Annotated in this window: 15 protein-coding genes; 11 read left to right on the plus strand and 4 right to left on the minus strand. The window is 58.5% G+C overall.

Features of this window, described 5'->3' with window-relative positions; genetic code table 11:
• Positions 1 to 4: 4 nt before the first annotated feature.
• On the minus strand, positions 5 to 3967 hold the full coding sequence (gene purL, locus OM794_RS17345; RefSeq protein ID WP_226250658.1) for a phosphoribosylformylglycinamidine synthase: 3963 nt from the start codon (positions 3965 to 3967) through the stop codon (positions 5 to 7).
• A gap of 184 nt (positions 3968 to 4151) precedes the next feature.
• Between purL and mltF the strand changes: the two genes are divergently transcribed.
• Complete coding sequence (mltF, locus tag OM794_RS17350) at positions 4152 to 5615, plus strand: membrane-bound lytic murein transglycosylase MltF (RefSeq protein ID WP_226250659.1); 1464 nt, start codon at positions 4152 to 4154, stop codon at positions 5613 to 5615.
• On the opposite strand, the gene tadA is transcribed toward mltF, so the two are convergent.
• The gene (gene tadA, locus OM794_RS17355) at positions 5616 to 6086 is read right to left on the minus strand and encodes a tRNA adenosine(34) deaminase TadA (protein WP_226250660.1); all 471 of its coding nucleotides are present in this window, start codon (positions 6084 to 6086) and stop codon (positions 5616 to 5618) included.
• Positions 6087 to 6198: 112 nt separating this feature from the next.
• Here tadA and OM794_RS17360 point away from each other — a divergent pair, with 112 nt between their 5' ends.
• Complete coding sequence (locus tag OM794_RS17360; protein ID WP_226250661.1) at positions 6199 to 7017, plus strand: acyl-CoA thioesterase; 819 nt, start codon at positions 6199 to 6201, stop codon at positions 7015 to 7017.
• Between the two features lie 68 nt (positions 7018 to 7085).
• Here the strand turns inward: OM794_RS17360 and OM794_RS17365 are convergent, their stop codons facing one another.
• Together OM794_RS17365 and rpmE are read right to left on the minus strand one after the other, a co-directional pair.
• Entirely contained in the window at positions 7086 to 8357 is a 1272-nt protein-coding gene (locus OM794_RS17365; protein WP_211594675.1) for a malic enzyme-like NAD(P)-binding protein, read from the minus strand.
• A 343-nt stretch (positions 8358 to 8700) separates the two neighbouring features.
• The gene (gene rpmE / locus OM794_RS17370) at positions 8701 to 8916 is read right to left on the minus strand and encodes a 50S ribosomal protein L31 (RefSeq protein WP_064234439.1); all 216 of its coding nucleotides are present in this window, start codon (positions 8914 to 8916) and stop codon (positions 8701 to 8703) included.
• Positions 8917 to 9125: 209 nt separating this feature from the next.
• Here rpmE and OM794_RS17375 point away from each other — a divergent pair, with 209 nt between their 5' ends.
• The 9 genes from OM794_RS17375 (at position 9126) to ubiB (ending at position 19697) form a co-directional block, all read left to right on the plus strand.
• Positions 9126 to 11384: a primosomal protein N' gene (locus tag OM794_RS17375; protein ID WP_226250662.1), complete on the plus strand. Its 2259-nt coding sequence runs from the start codon at positions 9126 to 9128 to the stop codon at positions 11382 to 11384.
• Between the two features lie 120 nt (positions 11385 to 11504).
• Positions 11505 to 13190: an arginine--tRNA ligase gene (gene argS / locus OM794_RS17380; RefSeq protein WP_226250663.1), complete on the plus strand. Its 1686-nt coding sequence runs from the start codon at positions 11505 to 11507 to the stop codon at positions 13188 to 13190.
• 3 nt (positions 13191 to 13193) lie between these two features.
• Positions 13194 to 13931, plus strand: a complete 738-nt coding sequence (locus OM794_RS17385) for an SPOR domain-containing protein (protein ID WP_226250664.1) — start codon at positions 13194 to 13196, stop codon at positions 13929 to 13931.
• 158 nt (positions 13932 to 14089) lie between these two features.
• Positions 14090 to 14623, plus strand: a complete 534-nt coding sequence (gene hslV, locus OM794_RS17390) for an ATP-dependent protease subunit HslV (protein ID WP_007113850.1) — start codon at positions 14090 to 14092, stop codon at positions 14621 to 14623.
• Between the two features lie 51 nt (positions 14624 to 14674).
• Positions 14675 to 15997, plus strand: a complete 1323-nt coding sequence (gene hslU, locus OM794_RS17395; protein ID WP_226250665.1) for an ATP-dependent protease ATPase subunit HslU — start codon at positions 14675 to 14677, stop codon at positions 15995 to 15997.
• Between the two features lie 98 nt (positions 15998 to 16095).
• Entirely contained in the window at positions 16096 to 16479 is a 384-nt protein-coding gene (locus OM794_RS17400; protein WP_226250666.1) for a gamma-butyrobetaine hydroxylase-like domain-containing protein, read from the plus strand.
• Between the two features lie 149 nt (positions 16480 to 16628).
• Positions 16629 to 17384: a bifunctional demethylmenaquinone methyltransferase/2-methoxy-6-polyprenyl-1,4-benzoquinol methylase UbiE gene (gene ubiE / locus OM794_RS17405; RefSeq protein ID WP_088699364.1), complete on the plus strand. Its 756-nt coding sequence runs from the start codon at positions 16629 to 16631 to the stop codon at positions 17382 to 17384.
• Between the two features lie 37 nt (positions 17385 to 17421).
• On the plus strand, positions 17422 to 18078 hold the full coding sequence (locus tag OM794_RS17410) for an SCP2 domain-containing protein (RefSeq protein WP_226250667.1): 657 nt from the start codon (positions 17422 to 17424) through the stop codon (positions 18076 to 18078).
• Positions 18075 to 19697, plus strand: a complete 1623-nt coding sequence (ubiB, locus tag OM794_RS17415; protein ID WP_226250668.1) for a ubiquinone biosynthesis regulatory protein kinase UbiB — start codon at positions 18075 to 18077, stop codon at positions 19695 to 19697. Before OM794_RS17410 ends, ubiB begins: the two co-directional genes overlap by 4 nt.
• Positions 19698 to 19725: the final 28 nt, after the last annotated feature.

The following is a 19725-nucleotide window of genomic DNA, read 5'->3' on the forward strand; positions in this document are numbered from 1 at the left end:
GGAGTTAGCTGAGCCAAACCCGAGCGTTGCGGAATAGCCGCAGCCAGGCGCCATCTTCAGTCCACTCTGCCGGGCGCCAGGAATTGGTGACCGCCCGAGCAACGCGCTCGGGGTGGGGCATCATAATGGTCACCCGGCCATCCGGCGTGGTCAGACCGGTTATGCCTGCCGGTGAGCCGTTCGGGTTTGCCGGGTAGCGCGTGGTCGCCTGGCCGTAGTTATCGATATAGCGCAGAGCAATTTGGTTGCTCGACTGCATGCTGCGCAGATGAGCGCTATCGCGGAACGCCGCCTGCCCTTCGCCATGAGCCACGGCGATGGGCAACTGAGAGCCTTCCATACCGGCGAGCAGAATCGAGGGACTCTTTTCAACCCGCACCATCGAAACCCGCGCCTCAAACTGCTCGGATTCATTGCGCACAAAGGTCGGCCAGTTTTCAGCGCCGGGAATCAGCGATTTCAACTGCGACAGCATCTGGCAGCCGTTACATACTCCCAGCGAGAAGCTGTCCTCACGGGCGAAGAAGGCCGCAAATTGCGCCCGTGCACGCTCGTTAAACAGCACCGACTTGGCCCAGCCACCGCCAGCACCCAGCACGTCGCCATAGGAGAAGCCGCCACAGGCCACCAGGCCTTTAAACGCTTCCAGCGAAACGCGCCCCTCCAGGATGTCGCTCATATGCACATCCACGGCGTCAAACCCAGCTTTATCAAAGGCCCAGGCCATTTCCACCTGGCCATTGACGCCCTGCTCACGAAGCACGGCCATGGCGGGCCTGGTGGTATTAATAAACGGCGCACTGATATCGTCATTAATATCAAAGGTGGGCGTTGCGGAGAGCCCTGGGTCGCGGCTATCGAGCAGATTGTCGTATTCGTTCTTGGCGCATTCGGGGTTGTCGCGCAGCGCCTGCATCCGGTAACTGGTTTCTGTCCAGGTACGCTGGGTAAGCTGGCGAGTGGTTTCCAACAAAGGCTCTTCAAACAGTGTAACGCGCACCTGGTCATCGTAACGCGGGCGAGCGATAACGCCGCAGGTTTCGATACCCGCCACGGCAAACTGCGCCAACACTTCTTCAGTGTGTTCCCGATTGACCTGAATCACCGCACCCAGCTCTTCAGAGAATAGCGCGTTCAACGCCTCCACTGGCTCGTCGATCATCCAGTCGAGCTTGATCTCAAGCCCGGCGTGGGCGGCAAAGGCCATTTCCAGCAGCGTGACCAGCAGGCCGCCATCGCTACGATCGTGATAGGCCAGCAGCTTGCCGTCACGGTTCAGACCCTGAATGACTTCGAAGAACGCTTTGATATCTTCCGGGTCATCCACATCGGGGCAGTCGTTGCCCACTTGACCGTACACCTGTGCCAAGGCGGAGCCGCCCAAGCGATTCTGACCATTGCCCAGGTCGATCAAAATCAGATCCGACTCATCCTGATCCAGATTGATCTGTGGCGTTAGCGTCGCCAATGCATCCGTCACCGGGGCAAAGCCGGTGACTACCAGCGAGAGCGGTGAGGTGACGCTTTTGTCTTCATGTTCGCCCTCCTCTTTCTCATCGACCCAGGAGGTGCGCATCGACATGGAGTCTTTGCCCACTGGGATGGCAATGCCTAGCGCCGGGCACATCTCCATACCCACCGCATACACAGCGTCATACAACGCCTGGTTTTCCCCAGGGTGGTCAGCCGCGCTCATCCAGTTAGCAGAGAGCTTGATATCGCTAAGCTTGGCAATCGGCGCTGCCGCTAGATTGGTAATCGCTTCGGCAACCGCCAAGCGGGCGCTGGCAGCAGGATTGATTAGCGCCACCGGGGGGCGCTCCCCCATGGCCATGGCTTCACCCGTGTGGGTATCAAAGCTGGCCGTGGTCACCGCCACATCGGCCACCGGCACCTGCCAGGGGCCCACCATTTGATCGCGAGCCACCTGGCCGGTAATCGAGCGGTCACCAATGGTGATGAGGAAACTTTTTGAGGCCACGGTCGGCAAGCGCAGCACCCGATCCAGCGCTTCGCGCAAGTCGAGGTTATCGAGCATTACCCCGGAAAGCTCCGGGTCGTGACGCTCGAATTCGCGCTGCATTTTGGGCGCTTTGCCAAACAGCACACTCATCGGTAGGTCAACCGGCTTACTATCAAAGTGGCCGTCGCGTACTTCAAGGTGGTGTGCTTCCAGCGCTTCACCGACCACCGCATAGGGGCAACGCTCGCGCTTGCAGAGGGCATCAAAGGTGTCTAAATCTTCAGGCGCAACAGCGAGCACGTAGCGCTCTTGCGCCTCGTTACACCAGATTTCCAGTGGGCTCATGCCCGGCTCGGCATTCGGCACCGCGCGCAGATCAAATAGGCCGCCGCGGTTGCCATCTTTAACCAGCTCCGGCAGCGCGTTGGAGAGCCCACCGGCGCCCACATCGTGGATAAAGCGGATCGGGTTGTGGTCGCCCAGCGCCCAGCAGCGGTCGATCACCTCTTGAGCACGGCGCTCAATTTCCGGGTTCTCACGCTGTACCGAGGCAAAATCCAAATCGGCGCTGGAGGTGCCGGATGACATGCTGGAGGCTGCCCCGCCGCCCAGGCCAATCAACATCGCCGGGCCGCCCATCACAATCAGCTTGCCGCCGACAGGGATATCGCCCTTCTGAACATGGTGGGCGCGAATATTGCCGTAACCGCCGGCAAGCATAATCGGCTTATGGAAGCCGCGACGCTCAATGCCGCCCTCGTTAAGCGACTCCTGCTCGTAGGTGCGGAAGTAGCCGGTTAAATTGGGGCGACCAAACTCATTATTGAACGCAGCGCCACCGATGGGGCCATCGAGCATAATATTGAGTGCCGACTGCATGCGCTCGGGCTTGCCGTAATCAAACGCCTCCCAGGGCTGCACGAATTCAGGGATTCGTAGATTGGAAACGGTATAGCCTGAAAGGCCCGCTTTAGGCTTGCCGCCAATGCCGGTGGCACCTTCGTCACGGATTTCACCACCGGAGCCGGTCGCCGCACCTGGAAAAGGGGCGATCGCGGTGGGGTGGTTATGAGTCTCTACCTTCATCAGGATATGGATGGGCTCCTGATGAGCGGCGTAGAGCGCGCGCTCGTTGTCAGCGCCCGTCAGCGGCGTAGCAAAGAAACGCCCGGCCTGACTGCCCTTGATCACGGCGGCATTGTCGCTGTAAGCCGAGAGGACATTGTCAGGCGAGGATGCAAAGGTGTTTTTGATCATCTTAAACAGCGAGTGGCTCTGCGGCTCGCCATCGATCACCCAATCGGCGTTGAAGATTTTGTGACGGCAGTGCTCAGAGTTGGCCTGGGCAAACATCATCAGCTCAACGTCGCTGGGGTTACGCCCCAGCTCATTGAAAGCATCGACAAGGTAGTCGATTTCATCTTCGGCCAGCGCCAACCCCAGCGCCTGATTGGCGGCTGCCAGCGCATCCCGGCCACCCTCAAGAATATCCACACTGCCCAGTGGCGCCGGGTCGTGTTGGGCAAACAGCTTGGCGGCGTCCGAAGCATCGGCCAGCACAGTTTCGGTCATACGGTCGTGCAGCAGAGCCGCCAGCGCGTTCAACCCCTCTTCATTCGGCATGGTGGTAAAGCCGACCCGATAATCGATGCCGCGCTCAATGCGGCTAACTTGGCGCAAGCCACAGTTGTGGGCAATATCAGTGGCTTTTGACGACCAGGGCGATTGGGTGCCTAGGCGCGGCACCACCAAAAAACGCTGGGCACGCGCAGGAACCTCGTCGTTCGATTGGGAGCTATGGCTCGGCACGTAGTCCAATAGTTGCGCCAAACGTTCGCGGGCAGCGTCATCCAGCTCCTCGCGGTGGTCATGGGCGTGAACATCAATAAAATGAACATAGTGGGCAGACAGCGCCTCCACCTCGGGAACACGTTCACGCAGCACCGTTAACAGCCGAGCATGACGGAAGGCAGAAAGGGCGGGCGCGCCTCGCAGTTCGAGCATATCCTGAAGCCTCTAGAGCAGGGAAATTCGAGCAGGGAAATCACCGGGCCGCTATGCGGCCATGCTTTTATGGTGCCGAAAATTGCCTATGATACTGGAAACCACCCGCCACACGAAATCAACAAGGTGACAGCCTGCCCCTGGCTGGGTATCGTGGCAGCTTGTTTCATGCCGACAAGACGCCATGCTGACGTTGATTTGCCGACACTTTGTAGCCCGAGCCAGCGCTTATTATGCGCTGATAGCTATTACGCTTTTGACGCTGGTGCCGACGCTCTCCCTGATTCCTCCCGGCGAGCACCTGACGCAGATCACTGCAAAAGATTTTATTACCGTCCACACCCGTAACACACCCACTACTTATTACGAGGGTCGCCAAGGCCCTACCGGCTTTGAGTATGAGCTGATGCACCGTTTTGCCGATTACCTTGGGGTGAGTCTTAACCTTAACGCCCGCCACCACCCTGAAAGTGTGCTGCCGGCGGTACGTGAGAGCGGCGACCTGGGCGCGGCAGCACTACCGCTGCTACCTAACCCTTCCGGCATTTACTACACCCGACCGATTATTCAAATGCAGCCACTGGTCGTCTACCGGCGCGGCCTTAATGGCATCAGTGAGCCGGGCGACCTGGTCGGCCTGGAGCTTGGTACGCTTAGCGAAGCGGGTACCAGCGAAGCGCTGCGCGACCTCCAGAACCGCTACCCCACCCTGAGCTGGAAAGAGTCTCACGAACTGGAAGTCGCCGAACTACTGGCCCGGGTTGAGAATGGCACCTTGGACGCAGCGGTTATTTTTGAGCATCAATTCCGTTTAAACCGGCTGTTTTTTCCTAACGTTGAACGCGGCTTTATCCTCGGCGACCCGCTCTCCATGGCGTGGGCGGTGCCCAGTGGTCGCGGCTTAGGGTTACTTGAGGCCGCTAATCGCTTCCTCCAAGACCTGCAGGAGAGCGGCACGCTGGATCGGCTGGTAAGTCGCTATTTTGGCCATGACGACTACTTAGAGTATGTCGGCACCCGCACCTTTCTTGATCACCTGGACGCGCGCTTGCCCCGTTACAGAGACCTCTTTCAGCAGTCTGCTCGGGAAACGGGGTTTGATTGGAAGTTACTCGCGGCCGTGGGCTACCAGGAGTCTCACTGGGATCCTGACGCCGTCTCGCCGACCGGTGTACGCGGTTTAATGATGCTGACCAATGACACTGCCGGTGAAATGGGCATCAGCGACCGTACCGATCCGGCCCAGAGCATTGATGGCGGTGCCCGCTATTTACGCAGCATCAAGGATCGCTTACCGGAAAGCATCACCGGCGATGACCGGCTGTTTATGGCCATGGCTGCTTACAATGTAGGCCTGGGGCATTTATACGACGCTCGCAAGATCGCCGAAATGCGCGCTGGCAACCCCGACAGTTGGGTGGATGTACGCGCCGCGCTCCCGCTCTTGCAACAGCGTGCATGGCATAGCCAAACGCGTCACGGCTACGCCCGGGGCGGGGAGCCGGTAATATACGTACGCAACATCCGGCGCTACTACGAAATGATTGAGTATGTTGAGCGTAGCCGTCAGCAGTTTTTCCAATTAGAACAAACACCTGTCAACGATGATCCACTGCTATTGTTCGAGCTTGTGCCGCCGCTTAATTAATTATTTCTGGTTCAGTTGATCACGTCGCGCGGTGAAAAAACGCTTCAGCAATTTTTGCGAGGGTGCCGCTAATACACCGCCCGTCACCGCTACCTGATGATTGAACCACGGCTGCGCCAACAGGTTAGCTTTGGATTCGACCATGCCAGTTCGGGGTTCGGCGGCGCCATACACCAGCCGCGCCAGGCGTGCATGGATCATCGCCCCTGCGCACATCATGCACGGCTCTAAGGTGACAAACAGGGTGCACCCTTCAAGGCGATAATTACCCTGGTGCTGGCCCGCTGCGCGCAGGGCACGAACTTCCGCGTGACCGCTAGGGTCGCAGCTGGCCACCGGCGCATTGCAGCCGACGCCAATGATCTCCCCCTGCGCATCGACGACCACCGCCCCCACGGGCACCTCGCCCGCCGCAGCAGCCAGATGGGCTTGGTCAAGCGCCCGGTGCATGTAAAATTCATCGCTGCGCATAAACGTAAACTCCGCTAAGGTAGCTAAACGATCGTATGAAAGGGCTGCCCTTGACGTGGCAACTCACTTCCACCGACAGCCTCTTATAGAGACAGCCGCAAGGATACCGAGAATGACAGACGCGCTGAATAAACTGGTAGCGTTACTAGAGCTAGAGACACTGGAAGAGACGCTATATCGTGGCCAGAGTCAGGATCTAGGCTTTCCTCAACTCTATGGTGGTCAGGTGCTCGGTCAGGCGCTGGCAGCCGCCGCACGCACCGTGCCCAATGAGCGCCGCCCCCACTCTCAACACGGCTATTTTCTGCGTCCCGGCGATCCCCACCGTCCCGTTGTCTATCAAGTGGATACTATTCGCGATGGTGGCAGCTTCACCACCCGCCGCGTCACTGCCATTCAAAAAGGCCGACCCATTTTCTTCTGCAGCGCCTCCTTTCAAAGCGAAGAGGCGAGCTTTAGCCATCAGCGCGCCATGCCCAATGTGCCAGCACCCGAAGCGCTAATTAAAAACGGCGAGGCCAAGCACGAGCGCTTCCCAGGCCACCCAATTGAGTTTGTGCATCTCCCTGGCAACCCCGACAGCGGCACGCCAGCAGGCCAATGCCTATGGTTTCGTCTTTCCGGCACGCTGCCGGACGACCCGGCGCTGCACCGCCACCTGCTCTCTTACGCCTCAGACTTCAATCTGCTAACCACCAGCCTGCTTCCCCATGGCATTGAGTACCGCGACCCCAAGCTACGCATCGCCAGCCTTGACCATGCCCTGTGGCTCCACCAGGACACCCGTTTGGACGACTGGCTGCTATACGTTATCGACTCACCCTGGGCAGGCGGAGCCCGAGGGTTGGCACGGGGGCATATTTACAGCCGCGACGGCCGCCTAGTGGCCTCTACCGCTCAGGAGGGACTAACGCGCTATGCAAAAGACTAACGGACATACCTCCTCAAAACACTTACGCCCGCTAAGAAGCGCGTAAGGATAAGCCTGGGCGCAGCGATTCAGCCGCCGTAAACGTCATTAATTGACTGCAGCGGGTAGTGCGCTGGAAATGGCTTACGCGCTACGCCAGAATCAACCGCGGCTTGGGCAACCGCCGAGGTAACCCGCGCCAGCAGGCGAATATCGACAGGCGTGGGGATGATGTACTCGCGACCAAAGCTCATCTCGGTGCGCTCGTAGGCGTCCAACACTTCCTGGGGTACCGGCTCACGGGCCAGATCTTTCAGGGCATGTACTGCTGCCAGCTTCATCTCTTCGTTAATGCGCGTGGCTCGAACATCCAAAGCGCCGCGGAAGATAAACGGGAAACCCAGCACGTTGTTGACCTGGTTCGGGAAGTCCGAACGGCCGGTCGCCATAATGACATCAGGGCGCGCTTCGCGGGCCACGTCAGGGTGAATTTCCGGATCTGGGTTAGTGCAGGCAAAAATCACCGGATCTGGCGCCATTTTCTTAACCTGCTCAGCAGAGAGCAGCCCCGGACCTGACAGGCCGATAAAGACGTCAGCGTTATCGATAGCATCATCTAAGGTACGCATCTCGGTATCGCGGGCGAATTCAGCTTTATACTCATTGATACCTTCGCGATCAGTATGAATAACGCCACGCCGATCCAGCATTACAAGGTTTTCTTTACTTGCACCACAGGAGACCAGCAGGCGCATACAGGCAATCGCCGCCGCACCAGCGCCCATGCAAACAATCTTAACGTCTTCGATTTTTTTGCCAGCAATATCCAACGCGTTCAGCATCCCAGCCGCCGTGACAATCGCGGTGCCGTGCTGATCATCGTGAAATACCGGGATACTGCAGCGCTCGATCAGCGCTTTCTCGATTTCAAAACACTCCGGCGCCTTGATATCTTCAAGATTGATGCCGCCCCAGGTATCGGCAATCCGCGCCACGGTATCGATAAACGCCTGGGGGCTCTCCGCATCCACTTCGATATCCACTGAGTTGATGCCAGCAAAGCACTTGAATAGCACGCCTTTGCCTTCCATCACCGGCTTGCTCGCCAACGGGCCCAGATTACCCAACCCCAGAATAGCGCTGCCATCGGTAATCACGGCGACCAGATTGCCCTTGCCGGTATAGCGGTAGGCATTTTCCGCATCCCGGGCGATTTCAATCACTGGCTCAGCCACGCCCGGACTATACGCCAGTGCCAAATCCCTCGCCGTCGCGGTGGGTTTGGTCAACTCCACCGAAAGCTTACCGGGAATCGGTTTCGCGTGATAATCCAAAGCAGCCTGCTTATTTGCATCCGTCATGGTCAGAGTCCAGTTAACATAAAGTAGATAAGTCGTTTCAGAATATAGAAAAAACCATAGCGCCTCAAGCGCGCCGTCAACTTACAACAAAACGCTCGTTTAACTGAATTTTACCTTCATATTCGTCACTTTTAGCCACTATTTGCAGAAACTTATGCAAACCGGCTTTATTCATAACGCTTTACTTATTGCTGCATGGCAGCATTTATGGAAATTTTTTCCACATAAAGCCCATGCAGCAAGTATATATCCAGCGCACAAAAACCCACGCCTAGGCGTGGGTTTTGCGCGAACCTAGCCTGAAATGCACAGGCAGGCTGGCGATATGGCTATCCGGCTGGGATTAGCCGCGCTTAACAGCAGCGCCGAAACGCTTGTTGAAGCGCTCTACGCGGCCACCAGTGGTCGCTTGCTTCTGCTTACCTGTGTAGAACGGGTGGCAGTTGGAGCACACATCCAAAGAGAAGTCCTGACCAGAGGTCGTACCTACCTGGAAAGTAGCGCCGCAAGAACAGTTGGCGGTGACCGTGTTGTAATTCGGGTGAATACCTTGTCTCATTTCGAGCCTCACTAAGCTGTATGCCGCCACCTGATCTCTTGCCAAGTACCGCATACGGGTTTGGAAAAAACGACTAACCGGTTAGCCGCTCTGTCGTTACGATGGTTCTTTGCAACAGATCTTAGCAATAGACCTTTACAATAGATCGATAAAGATCGTTAAGATTCAGAGCGGTCGCATATTCTAGCAAAACTAACGCCGGAGGCCAATTGGCTGACTCCTTTTCTTCACAGGCATCTTTTCAAGGATCTGCTCAAGCACCCGGCCAGGTGCTTAAAGTAGCCCTACCCTCGCCGCTGCGCCGCCTGTTCGACTACCTGCCATCCAGGAAAGTACCCTCCTGCGGCTGGCAGCCGGGCCTGCGCGTGCGGGTGCCGTTTGGACGGCGCGAAGTGGTTGGCGTGGTGGTCGAACTGGCTGACAGCAGCGACCTGCCGCGCAGCCAACTCCGGGCGATTAGTGAAACGCTTGATGATGCCCCTCTGCCGGAAGATTGGCTATGGCTATGCCGCTTTGCCGCCCGTTACTACCAGCACAGCCTGGGCGACACCCTGCACCACGCCATGCCAGCACGGCTACGCCAGGGACATCCCATGGCGGGGCGCACCCAAACCCTATGGCTCGCCCAGGGCGAAGGCGCAGAAGAGATACTCAGCCGAGCCCCCAAACAAGCCGAGCTATATTCGCTGCTGCGCCAACACCCGCACGGCCTACCCAGCCGTGCGGTTAGCGCCCACGGTTTTGCCCGCGATCAGCTACTGGCGCTGGAGAAAAAAGGCCTGGCCACGAGTCAGGAGCACATTCTCACTGCTCCAGCGCCCCCCAGCGGCAACTTGTTGGCAACACCGGCACTCCCCCTTAATCGCGAACAGGCCACGGCGCTGGCAGCACTGCACGAAAAGCTCGATAGCTATCACCCCTGCTTGCTCGAAGGCGTCACTGGTAGCGGTAAAACCGAAGTCTATCTTCAACTAATTGAAGCTATTGCCGCCAAAGGCAAACAGTCGCTGGTATTGGTGCCGGAAATTGGCTTAACCCCCCAGACGCTCGCCCGCTTTAGAAACCGTTTTCGGGTGCCCGTGGTGGCACTGCATTCAGGCCTCACCGACCCAGAGCGGCTAGACGTGTGGGAGGCCGCCGCCAGCGGTCGGGCGCTGATTATTATTGGCACCCGCTCGGCAATTTTCACCCCGCTGGCCAACCCCGGGGCGATTATTGTCGATGAGGAGCACGACGGCTCCTACAAACAGCACGACGGCTTGCGCTACCACGCCCGGGATTTAGCGGTGGCCAGAGCTCACTACCATAAAATCCCACTGCTGATGGGCAGCGCCACGCCTTCGCTGGAGAGCCTGCATCAGGCGCTTAGCGGCGCCTATCGCCATCTTCGTTTAACCCAACGCCCCAGCCAGCACCCACCGGCCAAGCTGGAGTTGATCGACCTACGCCACCAGCGCCGCCAGGGGGGGCTGCTTCCTGGCGCCATCAAGGCTATTAAAAGCACCTTGAGCGCTGGTAAACAGGTACTGATTTTTATCAACCGGCGCGGTTTTGCCCCAACCCTTGCCTGCCACGCCTGCGGTTGGATCGCCGATTGCAATCAGTGCGACGCACGCATGACGCTACACCGCCAACCTCCCTTACTGGCTTGCCACCACTGCGATAGCCGCCGCGCCCTGCCGGATGCCTGCCCCGAGTGCGGCAGCGGCGACCTGCGCGCCCTGGGTAGCGGTACAGAACGTACCGAAGAGACACTGCAGACGCTGTTCCCCAAAACCACCATTTACCGCATCGACCGCGACAGCACGCGGCGGAAAGATAGCTTTGAACAAGTGCTAAAAGAGATACACCGGAGTGAACCCTGCGTATTGGTTGGCACCCAAATGCTCGCCAAGGGCCACCATCTACCCCATGTTACGCTGGTGGTGGTGGTCAATGCCGACGGTGGCCTCTACGCCGCTGATTTTCGCGCCCTGGAACACAGCGCCCAACTGCTCGAACAGGTAGCGGGCCGAGCTGGTCGCGCCGCCCACCCAGGCCGCGTGCTGGTGCAAACGCTACACCCCGACGACCCTCATTTGGGCCAACTGGCTGAGCATGGCTACGGGGCGCTGGCGCGCAATATGCTGGAAGAGAGGCGCATTTCCCAACTGCCCCCGTTCTGTTTTATGGCGCTGCTACGCATCGAAAGCCCCAAAGAGGAGGCCGCTTTGGCTATGGCGCAGCAGGCCGCCCAGGCCCTGCGCCAGTGGTTAAAAGAGAGCGGTGTCGCCACCCGTTGCCTGGGGCCGGTGCCCGCCCCAATGGAAAGACGCCAAAACCGCTACCATTTACACGTTATGCTGACAGCCCATAAACGCAGCCAACTACACCCTGCCGTTAGCTGGCTGGTGCAGTGGCTTGAAGCCAACCGCGAGGCACGCAAGGTACGCTGGTCGATTGATATCGACCCACAAACCCTTGCTTAGCACTTGTTTAGCAACATGGCTTTGAAACTGCGGCTCAATTGCCGATAATAGCCGCTTTGCCGACGCACCTTTACTGCTGCGCGTTAGCACACGCCGCCATAGACGTAACCGGATACCTACATGAAAGAGACGATAGTTTCACTGCTCGAAGGCGCACTCACCGCGCTCAAGCACCAAGGCGTGCTGCCCAACGACCTTCAGCCCACCATCAAAGTGGATCCAACCAAAGACAAGGCCCACGGCGATTACGCCACCAACTTGGCGCTGATGCTGGCCAAACCGGCAGGCAAAAATCCGCGTGAACTAGCCAACGCACTGGTGGAAGCGCTACCAGAAAGCGACGCCATCCAAAAAACCGAGATTGCGGGCCCCGGCTTTATCAACTTTTTTGCCGCCGCTGATGCCGCGGCGCAAATCGTTGCCCAGGTACTCGACTGTGGCGATACCTTTGGCCGCAGCATGGTGGGCAAAGGTGAGAAGGTGCAGGTCGAGTTCGTTTCCGCCAACCCCACCGGCCCGCTCCACGTAGGTCATGGCCGCGGCGCAGCGATTGGCGACTGCCTCTGTCGCCTGCTCGAAGCCACCGGCTTTGATGTCACCCGCGAGTTCTACTACAACGATGCAGGCGCCCAGATCACCAACCTGGCTCGTTCGGTACAAGCGCGGGTCAAAGGCTTGGGCCCTGACGATGAGAGCTGGCCTGAAGATGGCTATCGCGGTGAATATATCGTCGATGTGGCCAACGACTACCTGGCCGGCAAAACAGTCAGTGCCGATGACCGCGAAGTCACCGCCAAAGCCGACCCTGACGATCTGGACGCCATTCAAGCGTTCGCCGTGGCGTGGCTGCGTCGCGAACAGGATCTGGATCTTAAAGCCTTTGGCGTCGAGTTTGACGTCTATTTTCTGGAATCATCCCTCTATGAGGATGGTAAGGTAGAGGCGACCGTTGAGAAACTGGTGAACGCGGGCCATACCTATGAAGATGACGGCGCCATGTGGCTACGCACCACCGACTTCGGCGATGACAAAGACCGCGTGATGCGCAAACGCGACGGCGGCTACACCTACTTCCTGCCCGATGTGGCGTACCATCTGGACAAATGGCAGCGCGGCTTCAAAACCGTGATCAATGAACAGGGCGCCGACCACCACTCCACCGTCACCCGCGTACGCGCCGGTTTACAGGCACTGGAGGTGGGCATCCCCAAAGGCTGGCCCGACTATGTGCTCCATCAGATGGTCATGGTCACTCGCTCTGGCGTTGAGGTAAAACTCTCCAAGCGTGCCGGTAGCTATGTCACCGTCCGCGACTTGATCGACGAAGTCGGCCGCGATGCCACGCGCTTCTTCCTCGCCGCCCGCCGCGCAGACTCACAGCTCACCTTTGATATTGATCTGGCCCGCTCGCAGTCCAACGACAATCCGGTCTACTACATCCAGTACGCCCACGCCCGGGTCTGCAGCATGCTGCGCAAAGCCCAGGATGCCGGCCAGCCCTTTGATCACGCCCTGGCACTTGCCAACCTGGCGCTGCTGGACAGCGACCAGGAGAAAGCGGTACTTAACCGGCTAGCGCGCTTCCCTGAAGTCGTGGAAACCGCTGCCAGAAACCGCGAACCCCAGCAGGTTGCTCAGTATCTGCTCGATCTTGCCGGCGATTTCCACACCTGCTACAACGCCGTCAAAGTCATGGTTGAGGACGACACCCTGCGCAACACGCGCCTGGCGTTGGGCCTCGCCACCCGTCAAGTGCTGCGCAACGGGCTTGATTTAATGGGGGTTAGCGCCCCAGAGGAGATGTGAGCAATGGCTAGCCCGCGCAAAAAGGCCGCCCCCCGCCGCGGCGCCACCTCCCAACGCAAGCCCAAGCGCAGCTCAGGCGGGGGCTTTCGCTTGCCCGGCTGGCTGTGGGGCCTTGCCGGTATGGCGGCAGGTTTCTTCTTGGCGCAGCACCAACACGGTACGGCTCCCTGGCAAGAGCAGCCGAGCGACACTCCCCAGGCCACGGTGATGCCCAAGCCCTCTGGCAGCGAAGAGCGCGCTGCCGCTCGGGAAACCGAGGAGGCCGCCGAGCCGTCCATGCCAACGTTTGAGTTTTATACCCTACTGCCGGAAACCGAGGTCATTGCCCCGGGTGTGTCGCTGCCCTCAAGCGTGGTGCGCCCTGAGGCTCCCGAACAAGCAGTCGATACCAGTGCAGCCTTGGGTGCCGCAGGTGACGACCCTATCGCTCAGGTCATCGCCGCCAATACCCGGCCTGAAGATCAGGTCTCGGCAGCCCAGCAGAATGAAGCGGCCACCAATACCCCAGGGCGTTATATGCTTCAGGCGGCCTCATTTCGTGAGGCAAGCGACGCCGAACAGCTGCGCGGCCGACTGCGTAATTTGAGCCTGCTGGCGGAAATCAGCGAAGTAAAGGCGGATGGCAATACCTGGCACCGGGTACAAGTAGGGCCTTACGAGGACACCCGCGAACTGAACCGGGCTCAGGATTTAATGAATACCCAAGGTATCGAGCCACTGCTTATCCAACTGCAAAACTGAGAATTCCCTCTGGATCTAAGGCGGGCGGTTGATTTTTTATCAGCCGCCCGCATTTTGTTGTGAATGCTTACACAACGGTCGCTTTCAGGAACAGTTTGCTAAACAGTAAGTGATCAGCCAGTCATCGGGAGCGCGTCTCCCCCCAAGGAGTTATCTCCATGACCACTATTGTCTCCGTTCGCCGTGGAAATCAGGTCGCCCTCGCTGGCGACGGCCAAGTATCGCTGGGCAATACCGTAATGAAGGGTAACGCCAGCAAAGTTCGCCGCCTCTACCGCGGCAAGGTACTGGCCGGATTTGCGGGTGGTACCGCGGACGCCTTTACACTGTTTGAACGCTTTGAAGCGCAGTTGGAAAAGTACCAGGGCCATTTGACCAAGGCAGCGGTTGAGCTTGCCAAAGATTGGCGCACCGATCGGGCGCTGCGCCGCCTGGAAGCGCTGCTTGCCGTCGCGGATCACAGCGCCTCGCTGATTATTACCGGTAACGGCGATGTGGTCGAACCCGAGCGCGGCATTATTGCCATTGGTTCAGGCGGCAACTTCGCCCAGGCTAGCGCCAGAGCGCTACTGGAGAACACCGAGCTGTCGGCGCGTGAAATTACCGAGAAGTCGCTTTCGATCGCTGGTGATATCTGTGTATTCACCAACCACCACGTGACCCTCGAAGAGCTGTCGATTGATGATCGCTGATCTATCCCCGCGATCCCCAAACGCCGCTCACTGCCCACAAAGGTTACTTATATGACTCAGATGACACCCCGCGAAATTGTTCACGCTCTAGACCAGTACATTATTGGCCAGCAGGATGCCAAGCGCGCCGTCGCTATCGCCCTGCGTAACCGCTGGCGCCGTATGCAGCTCGATGATGACCTGCGCCCGGAAGTCACCCCTAAAAATATTTTGATGATTGGCCCCACGGGGGTGGGTAAAACCGAGATTGCTCGCCGTTTGGCCAAGCTGGCTAAAGCGCCGTTTATTAAAGTCGAAGCCACCAAATTTACCGAAGTCGGCTATGTGGGCCGTGATGTCGAGTCGATTATTCGCGATCTCATGGAAGCGGCGATCAAGATGGTGCGCGAGCAGGCCAAGGAAGAGGTTAGCCACCGCGCCGAAGATGCTGCCGAAGATCGCGTGCTGGACGCCCTTCTACCACCGCCGCGGGGTCAGGAAGATAAGCCCCGCGAAGACAGCGGCACCCGCCAAACCTTCCGCAAGAAGCTTCGCGAAGGGCAGCTGGACGATAAAGAAATCGATATCGAAATCGCCTCCCAGGGCCCAGGCATCGACATTATGACCCCACCGGGCATGGAAGAGATGACCAGCCAGCTGCAGAGTATGTTCTCCAACATGGGCCAGCAGAAGCGTGAACACCGCCGCGTCACGGTGAAAGAGGCGCTGGTACTGCTACGCGATGAAGAAGCGGGCAAACTGGTTAACGAAGAGGAAATCAAATCCCGTGCGGTCTACTCGGTGGAGCAACACGGCATCGTATTCCTGGACGAAATCGATAAAGTCGCCAAGGGCAGCGGTCAGTCCAGTGGCGGCGAAGTTTCCCGCGAGGGCGTCCAGCGTGATCTGCTGCCACTGATTGAAGGTTCTACCGTCTCGACCAAGTACGGCATGGTAAAGACCGATCACATCCTGTTTATCGCCTCCGGTGCCTTCCATCTGTCGCGCCCATCGGATCTTATTCCAGAGCTGCAGGGCCGTCTGCCGATCCGCGTTGAGCTTGACGCGCTAACGCCCAACGACTTCAAGCGTATTCTCACCGAGCCCTCTGCTTCGCTGACCAAGCAGTACCAAGCGCTGCTGGCCACCGAAGGGCTGGACGTTGAGTTTACTGCTGATGGCATTGAGCGTATCGCTCAGATCTCCTGGCAGGTCAACGAAGGCACCGAGAATATTGGCGCCCGCCGCCTCCACACGGTGATGGAGCGGCTATTAGAGGAGGCCTCTTTCAGGGGCGGCGATATGGACAGCCCGCTGGTGATTGACGGCGACTACGTCAATGCGCAGCTTGGCGAATTGGCCGTCGACGAAGATCTGTCGCGGTATATTTTGTAAGCTGCGTCGGCTGTTATTATCAGCATTGGTATAGTCAGTAGCAGCAAGCCCGCTCTTTGCGGGCTTGCTGTCATGATATTTAGCCATGAGGTCTCATCATGAACGCCCCTACCCCCAACCGGGTTCACTACCATAAACAGGCCCGCGAGCTGGAGCTTGGCTACGCTAATGGGGAGAGTTTTCGCCTCCCGGTGGAGTTGTTACGCGTCTACTCACCTTCTGCCGAAGTGCGTGGCCACGGCGGTGACTCCGCGGTACTGCAAGTGGGCAAAAAAGATGTCGGCCTGCAGAATATTACCCAGGCGGGTAACTATGCACTGAAGCTGCACTTCGATGATGGTCACGACAGCGGCCTGTTTAGCTGGAACTACCTCTATGACCTCGCTACCCATCAAGAGGCTTACTGGAACAACTACTTACAGCGCTTAAAAGAGGTCGGAGCCTCAAGGGAACCCGCCAGCATTCAATTCAAGCAACTGTGACTACCTGACTCAGGCCACTTACAAGAAGCCAGGCAGACAAGCCTGGGTGGAGAAGGCTACAATGGGGTTAACTTTTAATCGCGTCGCTCCTAGGTCAAAAAACGTAGGGTCGATTTGCCTCCGCCTCGAATTCGGGAGCTACTTGCCCAATGAGCCCCACAGAAAAACGCACCACTGACTTTGGTTTTCAGGAAGTCCCTGTTGAAGAAAAAGCCTCCCGCGTGGCCGATGTTTTCCACTCTGTGGCGGCCCGCTACGATGTGATGAACGACCTGATGTCCATGGGCATCCACCGGATATGGAAACGCATGACCATCGAGCGCGCAGGCGTGCGCCCCGGCCACCACGTGCTGGATATCGCTGGCGGCACCGGAGATTTAACCCTCAAGTTTTCCCGCATGGTTGGCCCCCGGGGCAAAGTGGTACTCGCCGATATCAATGCCTCAATGCTCAAAGTGGGCCGCGACAAACTGATGGATAACGGTGTCGGCGGCAACGTCGAGTATGTGCAAGCCAACGCCGAAAGCCTGCCGTTTCCCGATAATAGCTTCGACTGCATTACCATCGCCTTTGGCCTGCGTAACGTCACCGACAAGGACGCCGCGCTGCGCTCCATGGCCCGGGTGCTCAAGCCCGGTGGGCGCCTGCTGGTGCTGGAGTTCTCCAAGCCCAACAACCCGCTGCTCTCCAAGGCCTACGATGAGTACTCTTTCCGCCTGCTGCCCAAGATGGGCGAGCTAGTGGCGGGCGACGGCGACAGCTACCGCTACCTGGCGGAGTCGATTCGCATGCACCCGGATCAGGAAACGCTCAAAGCCATGATGGAAGAGGCCGGGCTTGAGCGGGTCGAGTACACCAACCTGACCGGTGGTATCGTGGCCCTGCACCGCGGCATTAAGCTATGACGTTTTGTGCCCTGACGTTGCCAGCCAAGAGGTCAGCATGCTGGTAACTCCAACCCTGCTGCTGGCCGGTTGTGAACGCACGCTTAACGCTCTACTCGCCCGTGACCCTGCGGCTCCTGCACGGCTAGCGGCACTGGCGGGGAGCCGCCTACTGGTGCGCCTTGAGCAGCCTCACTTAGCGTTGGTCATTCACTACCATCACGCCGGGCTCGACCTGATGCGTGGTGATGACGTTGATGAAACCGACGTCGACGCAGTCGTGGAACTCACTCCGGAAACCTTTTCCGAGTGGATCAGCGGCGCTTCGATTGAGCGCCTTATGTTTGACGGCAAGCTCGCTGTGCGTGGCCGTATCCATCTGCTTGAAGCCACTCGCGATCTGCTCTTCGACCTGGATATCGACTGGGAAAGCGAGCTGGCTCGCTGGCTGGGCGATATGCCCGCCCACTCGCTGGCCGAAGGGCTGCGTCGTGCTGCCCGCTGGGGGCTACGCGCCAAAGACGAGCTGATGCAGGATGTGTCTGAATATGTCTTTGAAGAGGCCCGCCTGCTGCCAGGCCGGCAGCAGCGTAGCCTGCTCCGCGAGCATCTGACCGAATTAGAGGTGGCAACCGATCGTCTGGAAGCACGCCTAAACCGCTTACAGCGGCGCCTGGAACAGCGCCAGCTCACGCCACAGGAGACGCGTCCATGAGCCTGCGCCTGCTGCGGATAAGCTGGGTGATCAGCCGCCACCGACTGGACACGCTGCTACCCTTAGAGCGACTGCCCTGGTGGCTAAGGGCGCTGCTATGGTTCTCTCCGCTCCGCTTGGTACCCGTTGGCAAACGCTCACGGGGCGAACGTCTGCGCCTGTCGCTGGAAGCGCTGGGGCCGATTTTTATTAAATTCGGCCAAATGCTCTCCACCCGCCGCGATCTGCTACCAGCAGATATCGCCGATGAGCTGAAACGCCTACAGGATCAGGTGCCGCCCTTTCCTGGCGAGCAAGCCGCCGCACGGGTCGAGAAAGCGCTGGAGATGTCGCTGGAAGAGGCTTTCGCTGAGTTTGACCGGGTGCCACTGGCCTCGGCATCAATTGCCCAGGTGCACGCAGCCCGGCTGCACGGCGGTGAAGACGTGGTGGTGAAAATCATTCGCCCCGGCATTGACCGTGTCATGCGTCAGGATATGGCGCTGATGTACCAGGTCGCCAAGCTATTTTCCAAAATCCCCGAGGCGCGTCGCTTGCGCCCGGTAGAAGTGATTCGCGACTACGAAGCCACGCTGTTTGACGAGCTGGATCTCTACAAAGAGGCCGCCAACACCTCCCAGCTCAAGCGCAACTTCAAAGACTCACCACTGCTGTTTGTACCCACCATCTACTGGCCCTTCACCCGCCGCCACGTGATGGTGCAAGAGCGCATTCGCGGTATTCCGGTCGCCGACTTAGATACCCTGATTGCCCGGGGCACCAACCTGAAAAAGCTCGCCGAACGGGGCGTTGAGCTATTTTTCACCCAGGTTTTCCGCGACAACTTCTTTCACGCGGATATGCACCCAGGCAATATCTTCGTCAACTGTGACAACCCCGAAGACCCCCAGTACATTGCCATCGACTGCGGCATTGTCGGCAGCCTGACCCGGGAAGACCAGGACTACCTGGCGCGCAACCTACTGGCGTTTTTCCACCAGGACTATTATGAAGTCGCTGCGCTGCACATTGAGTCCGGCTGGGTGGGTGAAAACACCCGCGCCAATGAGTTTGCGGCGGCGATTCGCACCGTCTGCGAGCCCATTTTAGAGAAACCGTTGAAAGATATCTCCTTTGGGCAGGTGCTATTAGGGCTATTCCAAACCGCACGACGCTTTAATATGGAAGTGCAGCCGCAGCTGGTACTGTTGCAGAAAACGCTGCTCAATATCGAAGGATTAGGGCGCCAGCTCTATCCCGATCTGGATCTCTGGAGCACCGCCAAGCCCTACTTAGAGCAGTGGATGAAAGAGCGTGCCGGGGTCAGCGGGTTATGGGAGTCGCTAAAGCGCCAGGCGCCAGAGCTTTCACGCCAGTTGCCCGAACTGCCCGTACTGGCTCACCAGGCGCTAAGCCGTATGGAGCATGAGCATCGCCAGCGTCATCAGCAGGTAGACGCCATCAGCGCCATGCGTGTGCAGATGGCCCGCCAGGGTAAGCGACTCTACCGCCTCCGGCTTGGCTTGATCCTATTAGCGCTGGCATTGGCGTGGCAGCCATTAAGCGGCTGGATTGCGCTCCAGGAGTGGCCGATACTAGTGGCTGCTGCCATTGGCCTACTGCTGCTGGTATGGCAATAAAGCGACGCACTAAACGTTTACAAGGATT

It is taken from the genome of Halomonas sp. BDJS001, assembly GCF_026104355.1.
Classification (GTDB): Bacteria; Pseudomonadota; Gammaproteobacteria; order Pseudomonadales; family Halomonadaceae; genus Vreelandella.

What these genes read in the sequence shown, in the direction of transcription:
- purL (WP_226250658.1), bottom strand. Translation starts at nt 3,967, where the DNA reads ATGCTCGAACTGCGAGGCGCGCCCGCCCTTTCTGCCTTCCGTCATGCT.
- mltF (WP_226250659.1), top strand. Translation starts at nt 4,152, where the DNA reads ATGCTGACGTTGATTTGCCGACACTTTGTAGCCCGAGCCAGCGCTTAT.
- tadA (WP_226250660.1), bottom strand. Translation starts at nt 6,086, where the DNA reads ATGCGCAGCGATGAATTTTACATGCACCGGGCGCTTGACCAAGCCCAT.
- OM794_RS17360 (WP_226250661.1), top strand. Translation starts at nt 6,199, where the DNA reads ATGACAGACGCGCTGAATAAACTGGTAGCGTTACTAGAGCTAGAGACA.
- OM794_RS17365 (WP_211594675.1), bottom strand. Translation starts at nt 8,357, where the DNA reads ATGACGGATGCAAATAAGCAGGCTGCTTTGGATTATCACGCGAAACCG.
- rpmE (WP_064234439.1), bottom strand. Translation starts at nt 8,916, where the DNA reads ATGAGACAAGGTATTCACCCGAATTACAACACGGTCACCGCCAACTGT.
- argS (WP_226250663.1), top strand. Translation starts at nt 11,505, where the DNA reads ATGAAAGAGACGATAGTTTCACTGCTCGAAGGCGCACTCACCGCGCTC.
- OM794_RS17385 (WP_226250664.1), top strand. Translation starts at nt 13,194, where the DNA reads ATGGCTAGCCCGCGCAAAAAGGCCGCCCCCCGCCGCGGCGCCACCTCC.
- hslV (WP_007113850.1), top strand. Translation starts at nt 14,090, where the DNA reads ATGACCACTATTGTCTCCGTTCGCCGTGGAAATCAGGTCGCCCTCGCT.
- hslU (WP_226250665.1), top strand. Translation starts at nt 14,675, where the DNA reads ATGACTCAGATGACACCCCGCGAAATTGTTCACGCTCTAGACCAGTAC.
- OM794_RS17400 (WP_226250666.1), top strand. Translation starts at nt 16,096, where the DNA reads ATGAACGCCCCTACCCCCAACCGGGTTCACTACCATAAACAGGCCCGC.
- ubiE (WP_088699364.1), top strand. Translation starts at nt 16,629, where the DNA reads ATGAGCCCCACAGAAAAACGCACCACTGACTTTGGTTTTCAGGAAGTC.
- OM794_RS17410 (WP_226250667.1), top strand. Translation starts at nt 17,422, where the DNA reads ATGCTGGTAACTCCAACCCTGCTGCTGGCCGGTTGTGAACGCACGCTT.
- ubiB (WP_226250668.1), top strand. Translation starts at nt 18,075, where the DNA reads ATGAGCCTGCGCCTGCTGCGGATAAGCTGGGTGATCAGCCGCCACCGA.